This window comes from Micromonospora sp. WMMD754 (assembly GCF_049315235.1).
GTDB classification, from domain to species: Bacteria; Actinomycetota; Actinomycetes; order Mycobacteriales; family Micromonosporaceae; genus Micromonospora; species Micromonospora sediminicola.
Genome location: NZ_CP186058.1, coordinates 1,584,590 through 1,602,854, shown reverse-complemented (window position 1 = coordinate 1,602,854; position 18,265 = coordinate 1,584,590). Strand labels below are relative to the sequence as shown.

17 protein-coding genes are annotated in these 18,265 nt (G+C 73.4%); 13 read left to right on the top strand and 4 right to left on the bottom strand.

Annotation, left to right across the window (positions count from 1 at the left end; translation table 11 throughout):
• Nucleotides 1-8: 8 nt before the first annotated feature.
• Nucleotides 9-1,178: an NADH-quinone oxidoreductase subunit D gene (locus tag ACN27B_RS07605; protein ID WP_172967897.1), complete on the bottom strand. Its 1,170-nt coding sequence runs from the start codon at nt 1,176-1,178 to the stop codon at nt 9-11.
• A complete protein-coding gene (locus ACN27B_RS07600; RefSeq protein WP_422745867.1) occupies nt 1,175-2,140 on the bottom strand; it encodes an SAM-dependent methyltransferase in 966 nt (321 codons plus the stop codon). The genes ACN27B_RS07605 and ACN27B_RS07600 overlap by 4 nt, the downstream gene beginning before the upstream one ends.
• Nucleotides 2,141-2,396: 256 nt before the next feature.
• On the opposite strand from ACN27B_RS07600, the gene ACN27B_RS07595 reads away from it, so the two are divergent.
• From ACN27B_RS07595 to ACN27B_RS07565, 7 genes are all read left to right on the top strand, one after another.
• Nucleotides 2,397-3,326, top strand: coding sequence for a Rossmann-like and DUF2520 domain-containing protein (locus ACN27B_RS07595; protein WP_396823119.1), 930 nt, complete (start codon nt 2,397-2,399; stop codon nt 3,324-3,326).
• Nucleotides 3,326-4,174, top strand: a complete 849-nt coding sequence (gene panC, locus ACN27B_RS07590; protein WP_422744104.1) for a pantoate--beta-alanine ligase — start codon at nt 3,326-3,328, stop codon at nt 4,172-4,174. Before ACN27B_RS07595 ends, panC begins: the two co-directional genes overlap by 1 nt.
• A 29-nt stretch (nt 4,175-4,203) precedes the next feature.
• Nucleotides 4,204-4,632: an aspartate 1-decarboxylase gene (panD, locus tag ACN27B_RS07585; protein WP_099163397.1), complete on the top strand. Its 429-nt coding sequence runs from the start codon at nt 4,204-4,206 to the stop codon at nt 4,630-4,632.
• A 214-nt stretch (nt 4,633-4,846) separates the two neighbouring features.
• Nucleotides 4,847-5,740 carry a septum formation family protein gene (locus ACN27B_RS07580; protein ID WP_099163398.1) on the top strand — a complete coding sequence of 298 codons (894 nt, stop codon included), beginning with the start codon at nt 4,847-4,849 and terminating at the stop codon, nt 5,738-5,740.
• Nucleotides 5,741-5,801: 61 nt separating this feature from the next.
• Complete coding sequence (locus tag ACN27B_RS07575; RefSeq protein ID WP_422744101.1) at nt 5,802-7,490, top strand: L-aspartate oxidase; 1,689 nt, start codon at nt 5,802-5,804, stop codon at nt 7,488-7,490.
• Nucleotides 7,487-8,383: a carboxylating nicotinate-nucleotide diphosphorylase gene (gene nadC / locus ACN27B_RS07570; protein WP_099163400.1), complete on the top strand. Its 897-nt coding sequence runs from the start codon at nt 7,487-7,489 to the stop codon at nt 8,381-8,383. The genes ACN27B_RS07575 and nadC overlap by 4 nt, the downstream gene beginning before the upstream one ends.
• A 70-nt stretch (nt 8,384-8,453) precedes the next feature.
• A complete protein-coding gene (locus ACN27B_RS07565) occupies nt 8,454-9,212 on the top strand; it encodes a type III pantothenate kinase (protein ID WP_099163401.1) in 759 nt (252 codons plus the stop codon).
• Nucleotides 9,213-9,264: 52 nt separating this feature from the next.
• Here the strand turns inward: ACN27B_RS07565 and ACN27B_RS07560 are convergent, their stop codons facing one another.
• Nucleotides 9,265-10,005, bottom strand: a complete 741-nt coding sequence (locus ACN27B_RS07560) for a class I SAM-dependent methyltransferase (RefSeq protein WP_422744098.1) — start codon at nt 10,003-10,005, stop codon at nt 9,265-9,267.
• Between the two features lie 94 nt (nt 10,006-10,099).
• On the opposite strand from ACN27B_RS07560, the gene lysS reads away from it, so the two are divergent.
• The 3 genes from lysS (at nt 10,100) to ACN27B_RS07545 (ending at nt 15,081) form a co-directional block, all read left to right on the top strand.
• A complete protein-coding gene (lysS, locus tag ACN27B_RS07555) occupies nt 10,100-11,608 on the top strand; it encodes a lysine--tRNA ligase (RefSeq protein ID WP_091568691.1) in 1,509 nt (502 codons plus the stop codon).
• Nucleotides 11,609-11,725: 117 nt separating this feature from the next.
• A complete protein-coding gene (locus tag ACN27B_RS07550) occupies nt 11,726-12,076 on the top strand; it encodes a histone-like nucleoid-structuring protein Lsr2 (RefSeq protein ID WP_172967898.1) in 351 nt (116 codons plus the stop codon).
• A 467-nt stretch (nt 12,077-12,543) separates the two neighbouring features.
• A complete protein-coding gene (locus ACN27B_RS07545; RefSeq protein WP_099163404.1) occupies nt 12,544-15,081 on the top strand; it encodes an ATP-dependent Clp protease ATP-binding subunit in 2,538 nt (845 codons plus the stop codon).
• A 235-nt stretch (nt 15,082-15,316) separates the two neighbouring features.
• On the opposite strand, the gene ACN27B_RS07540 is transcribed toward ACN27B_RS07545, so the two are convergent.
• Nucleotides 15,317-16,216, bottom strand: coding sequence for an A/G-specific adenine glycosylase (locus tag ACN27B_RS07540; RefSeq protein WP_422744095.1), 900 nt, complete (start codon nt 16,214-16,216; stop codon nt 15,317-15,319).
• Between the two features lie 96 nt (nt 16,217-16,312).
• On the opposite strand from ACN27B_RS07540, the gene ACN27B_RS07535 reads away from it, so the two are divergent.
• The 3 genes from ACN27B_RS07535 (at nt 16,313) to ACN27B_RS07525 (ending at nt 18,262) form a co-directional block, all read left to right on the top strand.
• Nucleotides 16,313-16,825 carry a glycine cleavage system protein R gene (locus ACN27B_RS07535; RefSeq protein ID WP_099163406.1) on the top strand — a complete coding sequence of 171 codons (513 nt, stop codon included), beginning with the start codon at nt 16,313-16,315 and terminating at the stop codon, nt 16,823-16,825.
• The gene (locus ACN27B_RS07530) at nt 16,822-17,385 is read left to right on the top strand and encodes a peptide deformylase (RefSeq protein WP_099163407.1); all 564 of its coding nucleotides are present in this window, start codon (nt 16,822-16,824) and stop codon (nt 17,383-17,385) included. The genes ACN27B_RS07535 and ACN27B_RS07530 overlap by 4 nt, the downstream gene beginning before the upstream one ends.
• 130 nt (nt 17,386-17,515) lie before the next feature.
• Entirely contained in the window at nt 17,516-18,262 is a 747-nt protein-coding gene (locus ACN27B_RS07525) for a hypothetical protein (protein WP_099163408.1), read from the top strand.
• Nucleotides 18,263-18,265 lie beyond the last annotated feature (3 nt).

Genomic DNA, 18,265 nt, shown 5'->3' with positions numbered 1-18,265 from the left:
CCCCGGGCTCACTTGTCGATGTCGCCGACCACGAAGAACATCGAGCCGAGGATGGCGATCAGGTCGGGGACCAGGCACCCGGGCAGCAGCGTCGACAGCGCCTGCACGTTCGCGTACGAGGCGGTGCGCAGCTTGAGCCGCCACGGCGTCTTCTCGCCCCGGGAGACCAGGTAGTAGCCGTTAATGCCGAGCGGGTTCTCGGTCCAGGCGTAGGTGTGTCCCTCGGGCGCCTTGACCACCTTGGGCAGCCGGGTGTTCACCGGCCCGGAGATCCGGTCCACCCGGTCCAGGCACTGCTCGGCGAGGTCGAGCGAGGCGTACACCTGGTCGAGCAGCACCTCGAACCGGGCGTGGCAGTCCCCGGCGGTCTTGGTCACCACCGGCACGTCGAGCTGGTCGTAGGCCAGGTAGGGCTCGTCCCGGCGCAGGTCCAGGTCGAGCCCGGAGGCCCGGGCGACCGGCCCGGACGCGCCGAACGCGGCGGCGTCGGCCGCGGAGAGCACGCCGACCCCGACGGTACGGGCCAGGAAGATCTCGTTACGCCGGATCAGGTGGTCCAGATCCGGCATCCGGCGGCGTACCTCGGCGATGGCGGCGCGGGCCCGGCCGGTCCAGCCGGCGGGCACCTCCTCCTTCAGGCCGCCGACCCGGTTGAACATGTAGTGGATCCGGCCGCCGGAGACCTCCTCCATCACCGCCTGGATGGTCTCCCGTTCCCGGAACGCGTAGAACATCGGCGTGATCGCGCCGATCTCCAGCGGGTAGGAGCCGAGGAACATCAGGTGGTTCAGCACCCGGTTCAGCTCGGCCAACGCCATCCGCAGCCAGGTGGCGCGCTCCGGCACCTCCATGCCCATCAACCGCTCGACCGCGAGCACCACGCCCAGCTCGTTGGAGAACGCCGACAGCCAGTCGTGCCGGTTGGCCAGCACGATGATCTGCCGGTAGTCGCGTACCTCGAAGAGCTTCTCCGCCCCCCGGTGCATGTAGCCGACGATCGGCTCGGCGGCGACCACCCGCTCCCCGTCGAGCACCAGCTTCAGCCGCAGCACGCCGTGCGTCGAGGGGTGTTGCGGCCCGATGTTGAGCACCATGTCGGTGCCGAGCTGCTCACCGCCGGCGCCGGTCCCGACGGTCAGCTCGCGGAGGTCGCCGGCGTCCGTGGTCATGCCCGTCATCGTGCCATGGTCGCCTCGGGCGCGACGCCGACCGGCTGCCGCAGCCACCAGTGCCCGCCGAGTCCGGCCGGGTCGGTCAGCTCGGCCGCCGCCGACGCACCGGCCAGCGCGCGCAGGTAGCCGACCGGGTCCCGGGAGGCCAGCGCCAGCGGTGGTCGGCCGCCGTCGGCTCCGAGCGCCCGCAGCGCCTCCCGCTGCGACACCAGGGTGTACGCGCACCCCGCGACCCGCGCGCCGGCGGCGGCCACCGAGTCCATGGCGACGTGCGCGGTCACGTCGCACGACCCGTCGGGAACCGGCGACACCTGCCGCCCGTCCCGGTACCCGGTCAGCGTCCCGTCCAGGGGCCGGGCGTCCCGCAGGTGCCCGTAGTCCACCGCCAGCGCCAGCCCCCGCTCGACCCGTCCCACCGCCTCCGCCCACGCCTCGTCCCTGGTCCTCCCCACCTCCGCCCGGGTCGGGGTGGGGGGCCACCAGTGGGTCAGCCAGGTGGTGTCGGTGGGGGAGACGGTGGGGCCGGTGGTCTCGTGGCCGGTGGTGGGGTCGACCAGCAGGTGGCGCCAGCCGTCCGGGGTGGGGGTGGCGACGTCCAGGGGGACGTTGTCCAGCCACTCGGTGGCCAGCAGCAGGCCGGTGATCCCCTCGGGGATCTCGTGGCGCCAGTCGATGCCGGGTGGCAGGTCGGCGGGGCGTTCGGCGCGTTCCACCGCGACCGGGTGGATCCGGTCGGCCAGGTCCGGGTCGGCCCGCGTCAGCAGCGCGCGGAGCAGCTCGCCCCGGCCGGCGCCCACGTCGACCACGTCCAGCCGGGCCGGCCGCCCCAGCGCCTCGTCGACGGCGGCGAGTTGCCGCAGCAGGCAGGCGGCGAAGACCGGTGAGGCGTGCACGCTGGTGCGGAAGTGGGCGGCGGGGCCGGGGCCGGCCACGAAGAAGCCGTCCGGCCCGTAGAGGGCCCGTTCCATCGCGTCGCGCCAGCGCAGCGCGGGGTACCCGGACGTCACCGGGCCGACCCTACGGCCCGCCCTGGCCGGGGTCGTCCGGCGACCCGCCGACCTGGCGTCGAGCGGCGCGGACGTACCCGTACGGGGGGTTCCTCCGCCACCGGGGCGGGCGCTTCGGGCGGTCGGTGAAGGTTTTCACACCTTCTTGTTTCCGGTCTGTCACCCGGGCGCATACTTGCCATCGACCGGTACCCCCTTCGAGGACTGGATCGCTGCCATGAGCGCACCGCTGCGCCCGCGGGCCACTCGCGCCCCGCTCGCCTTCCCCCGCACCCTCACCGTCGGCGTGCTCGGCGCCGGCCGGGTCGGTTCGGTGCTCGGCGCGGCCCTCGCCGCCGCCGGTCACCGCGTGGTGGCCGCCTCGGGCGGTTCCGGCGCCAGCCGGGCCCGGGTGGCGCTGCTCCTGCCGCAGACCCCGCTCCGCTCCGCCGCCGCCGTGGCCCGCGCCGCCACCGACCTGCTGATTGTGGCCGTACCCGACGACGCCCTGGCCGACGTGGTCGCCGACCTGGCCGCGAGCGGCGCGTTGCGCCCCGGCCAGGTGGTCGCGCACACGTCCGGCGCGCACGGGCTGGCCGTCCTGGCCCCGGCCGCCGCGGCCGGCGCCCGGCCGCTCGCGCTGCACCCCGCGATGACCTTCACCGGTACGCCGGACGACCTGTCCCGGCTCGCCGGCAGTTCCTACGGCGTGACCGCGCCGGCCGAGCTGCGCCCGTTCGCGGCCCGGTTGGTGGCCGACCTGGGCGGCGTGCCGGAGTGGGTGGGGGAGGCCGACCGGCCGCTCTACCACGCGGCGTTGGCGCACGGCGCGAACCACCTGGTCACCCTGGTCAACGAGGCGGCCGACCGGCTGCGCGACGCCGGGGTGGACCGGCCGGAGAAGGTGCTCGCCCCGCTGCTGCGGGCGGCCCTGGAGAACGCGCTGCGGCTCGGCGACGACGCGCTCACCGGCCCGGTGTCCCGGGGCGACGCGGGCACCGTACGCCGGCACCTGGACCGGCTGGCGCGGACCGCGCCGGAATCCGTGCCGGCCTACCTGGCGTTGGCCCGACGGACGGCGGACCGCGCCGTCGCGGCGGGCCGGCTGCGCCCGGCGGACGCCGCGTCGCTGCGGGACGTGCTGGACGGAATCGAGGTGGCTGCCTGATGGTGGACGTGCTGCACACGCGCAAGGAGTTGGCGGCGGCCCGGGAGGGGCTGACCGGCACCGTCGGCGTGGTGATGACCATGGGCGCGCTGCACACCGGGCACGAGACGCTGCTGCGGGCCGCCCGCGAGCGGGCCGACCACGTGCTGGTGACGATCTTCGTGAACCCGTTGCAGTTCGGCCCGAACGAGGACTTCGACCGCTACCCGCGCACGCTCGACTCCGACCTGGAGATCTGCCGGCGGGCCGGGGTGGACCTGGTGTTCGCGCCCCCGGTGGCCGAGATGTACCCGGAGGGTCAGCCGACGGTGCGCCTGGACCCGGGCCCGCTCGGCGAGGACCTGGAGGGCCTGAGCCGGCCCGGCTTCTTCCACGGCGTGCTCACCGTGGTCATGAAGCTGCTCCAGCTCACCCGCCCCGACCTGGCCTTCTTCGGCGAGAAGGACTACCAGCAGCTCACCCTGGTGCGCCGGATGGTCCGTGACCTCGACGTGCCGACCGAGATCGTCGGGGTGCCGACCGTGCGGGAGCCGGACGGCCTGGCGCTGTCCAGCCGCAACCGCTACCTGTCGGCCGACGAGCGGCGGGCCGCGCTGAGCCTGTCCGCCGCGCTGCGCGCGGGTGTCGCGGCGGCCGAGCGGGGCGACGACGCCGGGGCGGTGCTGGCCGCCGCGCACCGGGCCTTCGACCCGGGTACGCCGGACGCCCGCCTCGACTACCTGGTGCTCACCGACACCGGCCTGGAGCCCGGTCCGGTCTCCGGCCCGGCCCGGCTGTTGATCGCCGCCTGGGTCGGCGCCACCCGACTGATCGACAACACGGCGCTCCACCTCGCGCCGCGTCCCTGACCCCACCACGAACGCGGAAAGGCACCCCGATGCTCCGGACCATGCTCAAGTCGAAGATCCACCGGGCCACGGTGACCCAGGCCGACCTGCACTACGTCGGTTCGGTGACGGTGGACGAGGACCTGCTCGACGCGGCGGACCTGATCCCCGGCGAGCAGGTCGCGATCGTGGACATCACCAACGGCGCCCGGCTGGAGACGTACGTGATCCCGGGCCGGCGGGGCAGCGGCGTGATCGGCATCAACGGCGCCGCCGCGCACCTGGTGCACCCCGGTGACCTGGTCATCCTCATCTCGTACGGCCAGATGGACGACGCCGAGGCGCGCTCTTACCAGCCCCGCGTGGTGCACGTCGACGCGGACAACAGGGTCGTCGACCTGACCGCCGACCCCACCACCGCCGCCCCCGGCACCGCCGGCGACCCCGTCCCCAACCCCCTCGCCGCCGCCCTGAACTGACCCCGCCCCTGCCCCCGCCCCCGCCCCCGCCCCCGCCCGTCGATCTTGCACTTTCGGCCCCTCGTTCGCCCGGTCTGCACCTTTCATCCGGGCCGTAACTGCAAGATCCACGGGGTCGGAGGTGGGGGCCGGCGCGGTCTGTTACCGGAAGGTCATTTTCGGCTACCCTGAGCGGACCGTCGGAATCGACGGTCGTCGGGCTGGGGGAGGCGCGATGGGCCGTGTGACGCGGGGCCTGCTCGCCGCCGTGGTCGCGACAGCGGCGCTGGTCGGGTGCGCCTCCTCGGGCGGGCTGGACGGGGACCTCACCGACGACTGGGCGCCGATGGGTCGGCCCGGTCCGTTCACCCCGGCGGCCGGGGTGTGCCAGGTCGCCGACTTCACCCCGACGGTCGGCCTGGCCGCGTACGCCCCGGTCGGCTGCGACCTGCCGCACCGGGTGGAGACCGTGCACGTCGGGGCGTTCACCGTCGGCCGGGCCACGCCGCCCCCGCTCGACTCACCCGAGCTGCGCACCGCCTTCGCCGAGTGCGACACCCGGGCCAGCGGCTTCGTCGGCGACGACTGGCGGGCCGGGCGGCTCCGGCTGGCCGTGGCGGTGCCCACCGGCGCCGGCTGGACGGCCGGCTCCCGCTGGTTCCGGTGCGACCTGACCGAGCTGAACACGGTCGAGGCGGCGGCCACCGTGGTGACCCGCACCGGCAGCCTCCGGGACGCGCTCAAGCCGCCGTCCCCGCTGCGTCTGGGCTGCCAGCGCACCGGCCAGGACCGGCGGCGGGTGCAGACGCTCACCCCGGTCGACTGCGCGGTGGCGCACGACGCCGAGTTCGTCGGCGTCTGGCTCGCGCCGGCCCGCCCGTACCCGAGCCGGCCGGCGGACTGGGCGCCGCTCTACGACGGCTGCTACGGCGCCGTCGCGCGCTGGACCGGCGTGCCCGCCGACCCGGTCCTGCGCTACCGCAGCGGCGTGGTGGTGCGCCCGCCCGGCGCGGCCCGCTGGGCGGTGGGCGACCGGGGCGTCCGGTGCTACCTGTGGCTCAGCGACCGCACCGTGACCGCCTCGTTGAAGGGCGCCGGCCCGGCCGGGCTGCCGCTCCGGACGAGGTAGCCGAAACCACTCGTCCCGCCCCCGTGGCCCGGAGCGAGGACGCTTCGGGTTGACTGTCCGCATGGACCTATCCACCGTCGACCTGCCGGCGCTGCCCCGGCTGCTCGCCGCGCCCGCGCCCGGTTGGGTGGAGACGACCGACGTCATCGTGGTCGGCTCCGGGGTCGCCGGGCTGACCGCCGCGCTGCACCTGCGCGAGGCCGGCCTGCACGTCACCGTCGTCACCAAGGTCGACATGGACGAGGGCTCCACCCGCTGGGCGCAGGGCGGCATCGCCGCGGTGCTGGACCCGGCGGACAGCTCGGGCGCGCACGCGTACGACACGGAGGTGGCCGGCGTCGGCCTCTGCGACCCGGCCGCGGTGCGGGCGCTGGTGGAGGAGGGCCCGACCCGGCTCCGCGAGCTGATGCGGATCGGGGCGGAGTTCGACCGCAACCCGGACGGCTCGCTGATGCTCACCCGGGAGGGCGGGCACCGGGCCGACCGGATCGTGCACGCCGGCGGCGACGCCACCGGCGCCGAGGTGCAGCGGGCGCTGCACGCGGCGGTACGCCGCGACCCCTGGATCCGGCTGGTCGAGCACGCGCTGGTGCTGGACCTGCTGCGCGCGCCCGGCGACGGGCCGGGCGGACTCGGTCCGGCCTGCGGGATCACCCTGCACGTGCTCGGTGAGGGCAGCGAGGACGGCGTCGGCGCCGTCCTCGGCCGCGCGGTGGTGCTGGCCACCGGCGGGATGGGGCAGATCTTCGCCGCCACCACCAACCCGGCGGTCTCCACCGGCGACGGGGTGGCGCTCGCGCTGCGCGCCGGCGCGGCCGTCACCGACCTGGAGTTCGTCCAGTTCCACCCGACCGCGCTGATCGTGCCGGCCGGCGGGCCGGGCGCCGGCCTGGCGCAGCAGCCGCTGGTCTCCGAGGCGCTGCGGGGCGAGGGCGCCCACCTGGTCGACGGCGACGGCAAGCGGTTCATGGTCGGCCAGCACGAGCTGGCCGAGCTGGCCCCCCGCGACGTGGTGGCCAAGGGCATCCACCGGGTCCTGCTCGCCACCGGCGTGGACCACGTCCACCTGGACGCCCGGCACCTCGGCGGCGACTTCCTGGCCCGGCGGTTCCCCACCATCGTGGCGTCCTGCCTGGCCATCGGCGTGGACCCGGCGACCGACCTGATCCCGGTGGCCCCGGCCGCCCACTACGCGTCGGGCGGCGTCCGGACCGACCTGCGCGGCCGCACCTCGATCCCCGGCCTGTACGCCTGCGGCGAGGTGGCCTGCACCGGGGTGCACGGCGCCAACCGGCTGGCCAGCAACTCGCTGCTGGAGGGGCTGGTCTTCTCCCGCCGGATCGCCGAGGACATCGCCGCCGGTCTGCCCGAGCAGGTCCGGCCGGCGGAGACCGGCGCCTGGGTCGGCGGGCAGGGCTGGCTGGTGCCGGCCGGGGGCACGCCGGACCTGCAACGGGCGATGACCCGGGGCGCGGGCGTGCTCCGCTCGGCGGACACGCTGGCCGGCACCGCCGCCGCGCTCACCGCGCTGGGCGCGGGTCGGGGCGTGCCGCGTACCGCCGACTGGGAGGCGACGAACCTGATCACGGTGGCGTCGACGCTGGTCGCCGCCGCGTACGCCCGGCGGGAGACCCGGGGCTGCCACTGGCGGGAGGACTTCCCGTCGGCGGACGACAGGTGGCGGGGCCACCTGGTGGCCGAGGTGGGCCCGGACGGGCGGCTGACCGAGAACTGGGAGGATGTTTCGTGATCGAGTCGACGCGGCGGGCGCTGCGGGACGGCGGCCTGGACCCGGAGTCGATCCGGCGGATCGTCGTCGACACCCTGGCCGAGGACCTCGGCCCGGACTTCCTCGACGTCACCAGCGTCGCCACCATTCCGGCCGAACAGCAGGACACGGCCGACCTGGTGGCGCGCGCGGACGGCGTGGTGGCCGGGCTGCCGGTGGCGGCCGCGGTGTTCGAGCTGGTGGGCGAGGTGACCGGCGCCGACCGTACGGTCGAGGTGTCGTTGGTGGCCCACGACGGGCAGCGGGTGGCGCGCGGCGACGTGCTGGCCACCGTGACCGGGCCGACCCGGCTGCTGCTCACCGCCGAGCGGACGGCGCTCAACCTGCTCTCCCGGATGTCCGGGGTGGCGACCCACACCCGGGCCTGGGCCGACGCGCTCGCCGGCACGAAGGCCATGGTGCTCGACACCCGCAAGACCACGCCGGGGCTGCGCGCGCTGGAGAAGTACGCGGTCCGGGCCGGCGGTGGCACCAACAAGCGGATGGGCCTCTACGACGTCGCCATGATCAAGGACAACCACAAGGTGGGCGCGGGCGGGATCGGGGCGGCGTTCCGCCGGGTCCGGGCGGCGTTCCCGGAGGTTCCGGTGCAGGTGGAGGTGGACACCCTGGCCGAGGCGGTGGAGGCGGTCGAGGCAGGGGCCGGGTTCCTGCTGCTGGACAACATGACCCCGGCGCAGCTGCGCGACGTGGTGGCCGCGGTCGGCGACCGGGCGGAGCTGGAGGCGACCGGCGGGTTGACCCTGCCGGTGGCGGCCGAGTACGGGGCCACCGGTGTCGACTACCTCTCCGTCGGCGCGCTCACCCACTCGTCGCCGATCCTCGACATCGCCCTCGACCTGCGCGAGGAATGACGTGCGGCTCGCCACCCCGGCTCACTCCGCGCGCTTCGACCGCGGCGCGAGCGCCGTCTAGGCTGCCGCTGTGCTGCTCTGCATCGACATCGGAAACACCAACACCGTGCTGGCGACCTTCGACGGCGACAAGCTGGTGCACTCCTGGCGGATCAAGACCGACGCCCGTTCCACAGCGGACGAGCTGGGCCTGATGTTCCGCGGGCTGCTGGCCGGTGACGCCGTGGAGATCACCGGGGTGGCCGCCTGCTCGACCGTGCCGGCGGCGCTGCGCTCGCTGCGCACCATGCTTGGCCGCTACTACGCGGACCTGCCCAGCGTGATCGTCGAGCCCGGCGTCCGCACCGGCGTGCAGCTCGCCATCGACAACCCGAAGGAGGTGGGCGCGGACCGGGTGGTGAACACGCTGGCCGCGTACACGCTCTACGGCGGGCCGTCGATCGTGGTGGACTTCGGCACCACCACCAACTTCGACGTGATCAGCGACCGGGGCGAGTTCCTCGGCGGGGCGTTCGCGCCCGGCATCGAGATCTCCTTCGACGCGTTGGCCGCCCGCGCCGCCCAGTTGCGCAAGGTGGAGGCCACCCGTCCCCGCTCGGTGATCGGCAAGAACACCGTCGAGTGCCTCCAGGCCGGTCTCTACTTCGGCTTCGCCGGCCAGGTCGACCGGATCGTCGAGCGGATGTCCGAGGAGTTGGGCGACGTCAGGGCGGTGATCGCCACCGGCGGCCTGGCCTCGCTGGTGCTCGGCGAGTGCCGCACCATCACCCACCACGAGCCGATGATCACCCTGATCGGCCTGCGGATGGTCTACGAGCGCAACACCTGAGGTGCAAGGAAGGGCCCCCTCTTAACGCCTCCGGTAGAGGAAGGGCCCCCTGTTAACGCCGGCGGGCCCGGAGCACGAGCGTCCGGTACGGCAGCTCGACGGTGTCCCGGCCGACCAGGTCGGGGTGGCCGGCGAACAGCTCGGTCAGCCCGTCGTCGACCCGGGCCCGCTCCGCCGGGGTGGCGGTCAGCCAGTACGACCGGGTGTGCAGCATGCCCACCACCTGGTCCGGCGTGAGCGTGGTCGCGTGCGCGAACTCGCCCACCTCGACCGGCGTGAAGGCGGGACCGAAGTCGGCGTACCGGCCGGTCACGTCACCGGCGGTGTCGCCGAGGTGGGCGATCCGGGTCAGCTCGGCCACCCAGGCGACCCGCTCGTCCCGGACGTTCCACACCGGCGCGAACGTGCCGCCCGGGCGCAGCACGCGGGCGATCTCGACGTGCGCCCGCTCCCGGTCGAACCAGTGGTAGGCCTGCCCGGCCAGCACGGCGTCCGCCGACACGTCCGGCAGCGGCACCGCCTCCGCGCCGCCCGCCAGCGCCGTCGTGCCCGGCGTGGCGGCCGCGAGTTGCGCCCGCATCCCCGGATCCGGCTCCACGGGTACGACGTGCTGCCCGAGCGCCAGCAGGCCCCGGGTGAGGATGCCGGTGCCGGCGCCGAGGTCCACCACCCGGGCCGGGGCGTCCAGCCCGTCCAGCGCCCAGCGCAGGGCCGCCTCGGGATAGCGGGGCCGGAACCGGTCGTACGCGGCGGCGGCGGCGCCGAACGAGAGCGCCGGAGTGGGGTCGGTCATGGCGGGCAGGTTATCCCGTAACGGTCGCCACGCCGCTTGAGTACGCTCATGGGCTGACCCCGCCGTTGTTCCCCAAGGCCTGAGGAAGCGTGCCGTGACCGAGCAGAACGCCCTGCCCACCGACCCCGCCGACGACCTTCCCGAGCAGATGAAGGTCCGCCGGGAGAAGCGGGACCGGATGCTCGCCGAGGGGGTCGAGCCGTACCCGGTCGGCTTCCCGCGGACCACCACGCTCGCGCGGCTCCGCGAGCGCTACGCCGAGCTGCCCACCGACACGGCCACCGGGGACCGGGTCTCGGTCACCGGTCGGGTGATCTTCATCCGCAACACCGGCAAGCTCTGCTTCGCCACCCTGCGCGACGGCGACGGCACCGAGCTTCAGGCGATGCTCTCGCTGGACCGGGTCGGCGCGGAGCGGTTGGCCGACTGGAAGCGCCTGGTCGACCTCGGTGACCACGTCGGCGTGACCGGCGAGGTGATCACGAGCCGGCGCGGCGAGCTGTCGGTGCTGGCCGACGAGTGGGCAGTCACCGCGAAGGCGCTGCGCCCGCTGCCGGTGGCGCACAAGCCGCTCAGCGAGGAGTCCCGGGTCCGCCAGCGGTACGTGGACCTGGTGGTGCGCCCGCAGGCCCGGCAGATGGTGCGCACCCGGGCCACCGCGGTGCGCAGCCTGCGCGACACGCTGCACGGGCAGGACTTCATCGAGGTGGAGACGCCGATGCTGCAGTTGCTGCACGGTGGCGCGGCGGCCCGCCCATTCGTGACCCACAGCAATGCGCTCGACACCGATCTGTATCTGCGAATCGCGCCGGAACTGTTTCTCAAGCGCGCGGTGGTCGGTGGCGTGGACCGCGTCTTCGAGATCAACCGCAACTTCCGTAATGAGGGCATCGACTCCTCGCACTCGCCGGAGTTCGCGATGCTGGAGACCTACCAGGCGTACGGCGACTACGACACGATGGCGGAGCTGACGAGAAATCTCGTGCAGCAGGCCGCCGTCGCGGTCGCCGGCTCCACGGTGGTGACGCACGCCGACGGCCGGGAGTTCGATCTGGGCGGCGAGTGGCGGTCGGTGACGCTGTTCGGTGTTCTTTCCGAAGCGCTCGGTGAGGAGGTCACCGTCCGCACGGAAAGGTCACGCCTGGTCGAGTACGCGGACAAGGTCGGCCTCTCCGTCGACCCGAAGTGGGGACCGGGCAAGCTCGCGGAGGAGTTGTTCGAGGAACTGGTGGTGCCGTCCCTGCAGGCGCCCACGTTCGTGCGCGACTACCCGGAGGAGACCAGCCCGCTGACCCGGGCCCACCGCAGCGAGCCGGGCCTGGCCGAGAAGTGGGACCTCTACGTGCTCGGTTTCGAGCTGGGCACCGCGTACTCGGAGCTGGTCGACCCGGTCGTGCAGCGGGAGCGGCTGGTGGCCCAGGCGCAGCTCGCGGCGCGCGGCGACGACGAGGCGATGCGACTCGACGAGGACTTTCTCCGGGCCATGGAGTACGGAATGCCGCCGGCCGGTGGTATGGGAATGGGAATCGACCGGCTCCTGATGGCCTTGACCGGCCTGGGAATTCGGGAAACCATCCTGTTCCCGTTGGTCCGGCCCGAGTAGGCGCGCAAACCTTCTCCGGCTCGTTACCCGGTCCTATTGACGGAGCAAGCATCGGGCGGGTTATCGTGCTTGCGAGTATTCGCAGGAGCGTGACCCTGCTCGAAAGGAATGTGGGACGTGGCCAAGCAGATCATTCACAAGCTGGTCGATGACCTGGACGGCGGGGACGCTGACGAGACTGTCAAGTTCGCGCTCGACGGCGTGCAGTACGAGATCGACCTCTCCGCCTCCAACGCTGAAAAATTGCGCGACGTATTCGCGCCGTACATCGCGCACGGCACGCGGGTGGGTCGTGGGGGTGTGGTCGTGGGCGGCCGGGCCGCGCGCGGTCGGGGCGGCGCCACCGCCGACCGTGAGCAGAACCGTGCCATCCGCGAGTGGGCCAAGAAGGCCGGCAAGGACATCTCCGACCGGGGCCGGATCCCGCAGGAGATCGTGGACGAGTACCACGCGAAGGCGGGGCACTGACCCCGACCCTCGTGAGACGGGCGACCCGACGCCGGACCGGAGTGCGACTCCGGGCCGGCGTCGCCGTTTCCGCCCCGGGGTGCCGCGTGTCCGGTTCCGGGCCGACCCCGCGCCGGCGGGAAGAAAACCCCGTCCGGACCGGTTGTCCACAGGCGGTGGAGATTCCGTCCACAGGCTGTGGACGACCGTGGCGGGCGCGTACACCCCGCCCGAACCCCCCGACCGGGACTTTCCACCGCCGGTCGAATTTCGCTCTGCGCGTACAGGTAGGGGTCCCGGAACACCTCCTGAGCGTGGACGGTTGTCAGAAACGACGTCGGAACGGTCATTCGCGGGGACACACGACCTCAGCGGAGACGGTCCGCGGCGATAGAGTAAGGAGGCACGGACGCCGTCCCGGACGTCCGCGCACCGGCCCCGCCGAGATCTGACCATCAAGGCGCACGGCACGTGAGGAGCACGAGGGCATGTTCGAGCGGTTCACCGACCGAGCGCGACGGGTTGTCGTCCTGGCCCAAGAAGAGGCCCGGATGCTCAACCACAACTACATCGGTACGGAGCACATCCTGCTGGGCCTCATCCACGAGGGTGAGGGCGTCGCCGCCAAGGCTCTGGAGAGCCTGGGCATCTCCCTGGAGGGCGTGCGCCAGCAGGTCGAGGAGATCATCGGCCAGGGCCAGCAGGCGCCGAGCGGGCACATCCCGTTCACGCCGCGGGCCAAGAAGGTGCTGGAGCTGTCGCTGCGCGAGGCGCTGCAGCTCGGCCACAACTACATCGGCACCGAGCACATCCTGCTCGGCCTGATCCGCGAGGGTGAGGGCGTCGCCGCCCAGGTGCTGGTCAAGCTCGGCGCCGACCTGAACCGGGTCCGCCAGCAGGTGATCCAGCTGCTCTCGGGCTACCAGGGCAAGGAGCCCGCCGCGGCCGGCGCCGCGCCGGGCGAGGCCGCGCCGTCGACCAGCCTCGTGCTGGACCAGTTCGGCCGCAACCTGACCCAGGCCGCCCGCGAGGGCAAGCTCGACCCGGTCATCGGGCGCGAGAAGGAGATCGAGCGGGTCATGCAGGTGCTGTCCCGCCGCACCAAGAACAACCCGGTGCTGATCGGCGAGCCGGGCGTCGGCAAGACCGCCGTGGTCGAGGGGCTGTCCCAGAAGATCATCAAGGGCGAGGTGCCCGAGACGCTCAAGGACAAGCAGCTCTACACGCTCGACCTGGGCGCCCTGGTGGCCGGCTCCCGCTACCGCGGTGACTTCGAGGAGCGCCTCAAGAAGGTGCTCAAGGAGATCCGCACCCGCGGTGACATCATCCTGTTCATCGACGAGATCCACACCCTGGTGGGTGCGGGTGCGGCCGAGGGCGCGATCGACGCCGCCAGCATCCTCAAGCCGATGCTGGCCCGTGGCGAGCTGCAGACCATCGGTGCCACCACCCTCGACGAATACCGCAAGCACCTGGAGAAGGACGCCGCCCTCGAGCGCCGCTTCCAGCCGATCCAGGTGGGTGAGCCCTCGCTGGCGCACACCATCGAGATCCTCAAGGGCCTGCGGGACCGCTACGAGGCGCACCACCGGGTGAGCATCACCGACGCGGCCCTCGTCGCGGCGGCCACCCTGGCCGACCGCTACATCTCCGACCGCTTCCTGCCGGACAAGGCGATCGACCTGATCGACGAGGCCGGCGCGCGGATGCGGATCCGCCGGATGACCGCGCCGCCGGACCTGCGTGACTTCGACGAGCGCATCGCCCAGGTGCGCCGCGACAAGGAGTCCGCGATCGACGCGCAGGACTTCGAGCGGGCCGCGCAGCTGCGCGACAAGGAGAAGCAGCTCCTCGGTCAGAAGGCGCAGCGGGAGAAGGAGTGGAAGGCCGGTGACCTGGACGTCGTCAGCGAGGTCGACGACGAGCAGATCGCCGAGGTGCTCGGCAACTGGACCGGCATCCCGGTCTACAAGCTGACCGAGGAGGAGACCTCGCGCCTGCTGCGCATGGAGGACGAGCTGCACAAGCGCGTCATCGGCCAGGAGGACGCGGTCAAGGCGGTCTCGAAGGCGATCCGGCGGACCCGGGCCGGCCTGAAGGACCCGAAGCGCCCGTCCGGCTCGTTCATCTTCGCCGGCCCGTCCGGTGTGGGTAAGACCGAGCTGTCCAAGGCGCTCGCCGAGTTCCTCTTCGGCAGCGAGGACGCGCTGATCCAGCTGGACATGTCCGAGTTCCACGACCGCTACACGGTGTCGCGGCTGGTGGGTGCCCCTCCCGGCTACGTCGGCTACGACGAGGGCGGGCAGCTGACCGAGAAGGTGCGTCGCCGGCCGTTCTCGGTGGTGCTGTTCGACGAGATCGAGAAGGCCCACCCGGACGTGTTCAACACGCTCCTGCAGATCCTCGAGGACGGGCGCCTCACCGACGGCCAGGGCCGGATCGTGGACTTCAAGAACACGGTCATCATCCTGACCACCAACCTCGGTACCCGTGACGTCGCGAAGGCCGTCTCGCTGGGCTTCCAGGCCTCTGAGGACTCCGAGTCGAACTACGACCGGATGAAGCAGAAGGTCAACGACGAGCTCAAGCAGCACTTCCGGCCCGAGTTCCTGAACCGGATCGACGACACCATCGTCTTCCACCAGCTGCGCGAGAACGAGATCCTCTCGATCGTCGACATCATGATCCAGCGGATCGAGTCGCAGCTGCGGAACAAGGACATGGGTCTCGAGCTGACCGACAACGCCAAGAAGTACCTGGCGAAGAAGGGCTTCGACCCGGTGCTGGGCGCGCGGCCGCTGCGTCGCACGATCCAGCGCGACATCGAGGACAACCTCTCCGAGCGGATCCTGTTCAACGAGCTGACCCCGGGTCAGATCGTGGTGGTCGACTGCGAGGGCGACCCCGAGAACATCGACAAGTCCAAGCTCGTCTTCCGGGGCGCGGACCGGCCGGACGCCGTGCCGGACGCGGTCCCGGCGGACCTCGGCGGCACTGCCGCCACCGGCGCGGACGACGCTGCCTGATCCGGGCGGAACATCGAGGGCGGCGGCCCCGGCTGGCGAAAGCCACCGGGGCCGCCGCCTTTCCCATGCCCACCGCACCTCGCTCCCGGTGCCGCCCGCCCGCCCTCACGCCCGCCCTCGCCCCGTCGATCATGAGGTTGACCGCACGTGGCGTCCGATTTGTCGCCGCCAACTTCATGATCGACGGGGCAGGCCCCGGCCGGGGTCCGGGGCGGGGGCCGGGGCCGGGGGGCTGTCAGGGGAGGGGGACGGCGGGGCCGTCGCCGGCCAGGCGGAAGGACTCCTCGCCCACCGGTTCCACCAGGCCGTCGGTCACCAGGCCGGCCAGGGCGCGGGCCCGCTGCACGTCGTCCTGCCAGACCTGGTCCAGCCGCTGGTGCGGCACCGGACCGGTGGCGTCCCGGAGCACCGCGAGGAGCAGCCCGCGTACCTGCCGGTCGGTGCCGGCGTAGCGCTGCGGGCGGCGGGTCGGGCCAGCCGGCGCCGGCTGGCCGGACGCCCGCCAGGCACAGCTCGACTCGACCGGGCAGATCGCGCAGCGGGGCGCGCGGGCGGTGCAGACCACCGCGCCGAGTTCCATGAAGGCCGCGCTGGCCAGGGCGGCGGCGGCCGGCTCGATCGGCAGCAGTTCCTCGGTGGCGACCAGGTCGGCCGGGCGGGTGGTCGGTCCGGCGTCGGGTTCGCCGGCGATCGCCCGGCACACCACCCGCCGGACGTTCGTGTCCACCACCGGGTGGCGCTGCCCGTAGGCGAACGCCGCCACCGCCCGGGCCGTGTACGTGCCGACGCCGGGCAGCGCCAGCAGCTGGTCCAGCCGGTCGGGCACCACGCCGCCGTGCCGTTCCACGACGGCCACCGCGCACTCGCGCAGGCGCACCGCCCGACGGGGGTAGCCGAGCCGGCCCCACATCCGGATCGCCTCGGCCGGGGTGTCCTCCGCCAGCGCGCGCGGCTCCGGCCACCGGGCCAGCCACGCCTCCCAGGCGGGCACCACTCGGACCACCGGGGTCTGCTGGAGCATGACCTCGCTGACCAGGATCGCCCAGGCGCCGATGCCGGGCCGGCGCCACGGCAGGTCGCGGGCGTTGCGCTCGTACCAGCGGCTGACCTGGGCGGCGAAGGTGGGCTCAGTCATGGCGCTGACGATGATGTCACGGGCGGAGATCCCGCTGGTTGGGCGACCCGGGTGGGCCGACGCGGCCGATCATGGACGGCGGGGCAGAATGTCCGAATGAACGAGCTCGCGATCACCGTCATCGGCCGGGACCGGCCGGGCATCGTCGCCGACGTCGCGGAGGTCCTCGCCCGGCTGGGCGCGAACCTCACCGACTCGACGATGACCCGGTTGCGGGGACACTTCGCGATGACCCTGATCTGTGTCGGCCCGGCCGCCGCCGACGTGGAGGCCGCGCTGGCCCCGCTCGCCGCCGACGGGCACCTGCTGGCCACCGTACGCGCGGTGACCCCGGACGGTGGCAGCGCGGTGGCGGGCGAGCCGTACGTGCTGGCGGTGCACGGCGCGGACCGGATGGGCATCGTCGCGGCGATGACCCGGGTGCTGGCCGACGCGGGCGGCAACGTGACCGATCTGAGCACCCGGCTCACCGGATCGCTCTACGTGGTGGTCGCCGAGGTCGAGCTGCCGCCGGGCAGCGCGGACGAGGTCGCCGGCCGGCTCACCCGCGCCGCCGCGGAGCTGGGCGTCGGGGTCAGCCTGCGCCCGGCGGACACGGACCTGCTGTGACCGCCGAGGAGTACGCCGGGTTGGGCGGCTGGACGCCGGAGAAGCTGGGCGTCCCCGGCGAGGTACGTCAGGTGGTGGCCGCCCCGGAGCCGGTGCTGAGCCGGCCGGGCCCGGCGGTCGACCCGACCTCCCCCGAGGTGGTGCGACTCGCCGCCGATCTGGTGGCCACGATGCGGGTCTCGCCGGGCTGTGTGGGCCTGGCGGCACCGCAGGTCGGGGTGAGCGCCCAGGTGTTCGCGGTGGACGTGACCGGCCATCCGAAGGCGGTCACCGTGCACGGCACGTTCGTGCTGTGCAACGCCCGGGTGGTGGAGGCGACCCGCTGGAAGGCCGGTCGCGAGGGCTGCATGTCGGTGCCGGATCTGACCGGGGACGTGAAGCGGGCGAGTCGCCTCGTGGTGGAGGGGGCGCTGCCGGGCAGCGGGGAGCCGGTGCGACTGGTCACCGACGGCTTCGAGGCCCGCGCGCTGCAGCACGAGATCGACCACTGCGCCGGGCTGCTCTTTCTCGACCGGGTGGCCGGGGCGCACGCCGTCTACCAGCGCCAGGTCTATCTCTGACCGGGAGTGGTCCGGCGACGTCGCTCGGTGAACGTCGCCCTCCACTGTGGATGCTTCGGGCCGGGCGGCGCGGTGTCACCGGCGCGTCGGACCCACGCGTCGCGCACCGCGCGGATACGGTAGGCGCATCATGCGTCTGACGGTCGGCCCCCTGCCCCCCGCCGTGTACTGGCGGCGTCGTGCCGTCGTGCTCGGTGCGGGGCTGCTCTTCCTGATTGTCCTGCTCTATTCCTGCACGGGCACGGATCGCAACGCCGGCCCGCCGTCCGGCAACCCGTCGCCGAGCGGCACCGCGGGGGCGGCCCCGGGCCCGTCGGGCTCGGTGCTGAGCCCGCAGTCGGGCAGCCCGTCGCCGACACCGGGCGCCTCGGGCGACACCGGCTCGGACGGTGGGGGATCGAGCAGCGGCGGCGGCACGAGCGACGGGGGCGGCTCGGGCACGGGCGACGGCGGGGCATCCGGGCAACCGGTCTCCGACGACGGCACCTGCACCGACTCCGAACTGCTGGTGACGCCGGTGGCGGTGCCGGCCAGCGCCCAGCGGGGCACCGTGGTCACCCTGCGCCTGAAGGTCAAGAACGTCTCGGACCGCACGTGCAGCCGGAACGTCGGCGCCGACCTGCAGGAGCTGTACGTGAAGGCCGGGGCGGAGAAAATCTGGTCGTCGGACACCTGCGGCACCGGCAAGGGCAACGACGTGCAGTCGTTCACGCCGAACTTCGAGCGCGCCTACGAGCTGGGCTGGAACGGCCGGCTGGACAACCGGTGTGCCGGCGGGCTGGCCAACGGCGAGTACGCCCCGATCGGCACGTACCAGGTCTTCGCCCGGGTGGGCACCAAGATCAGCGAGCCGGTGAAGCTGACCGTCACCGGCTGAGCC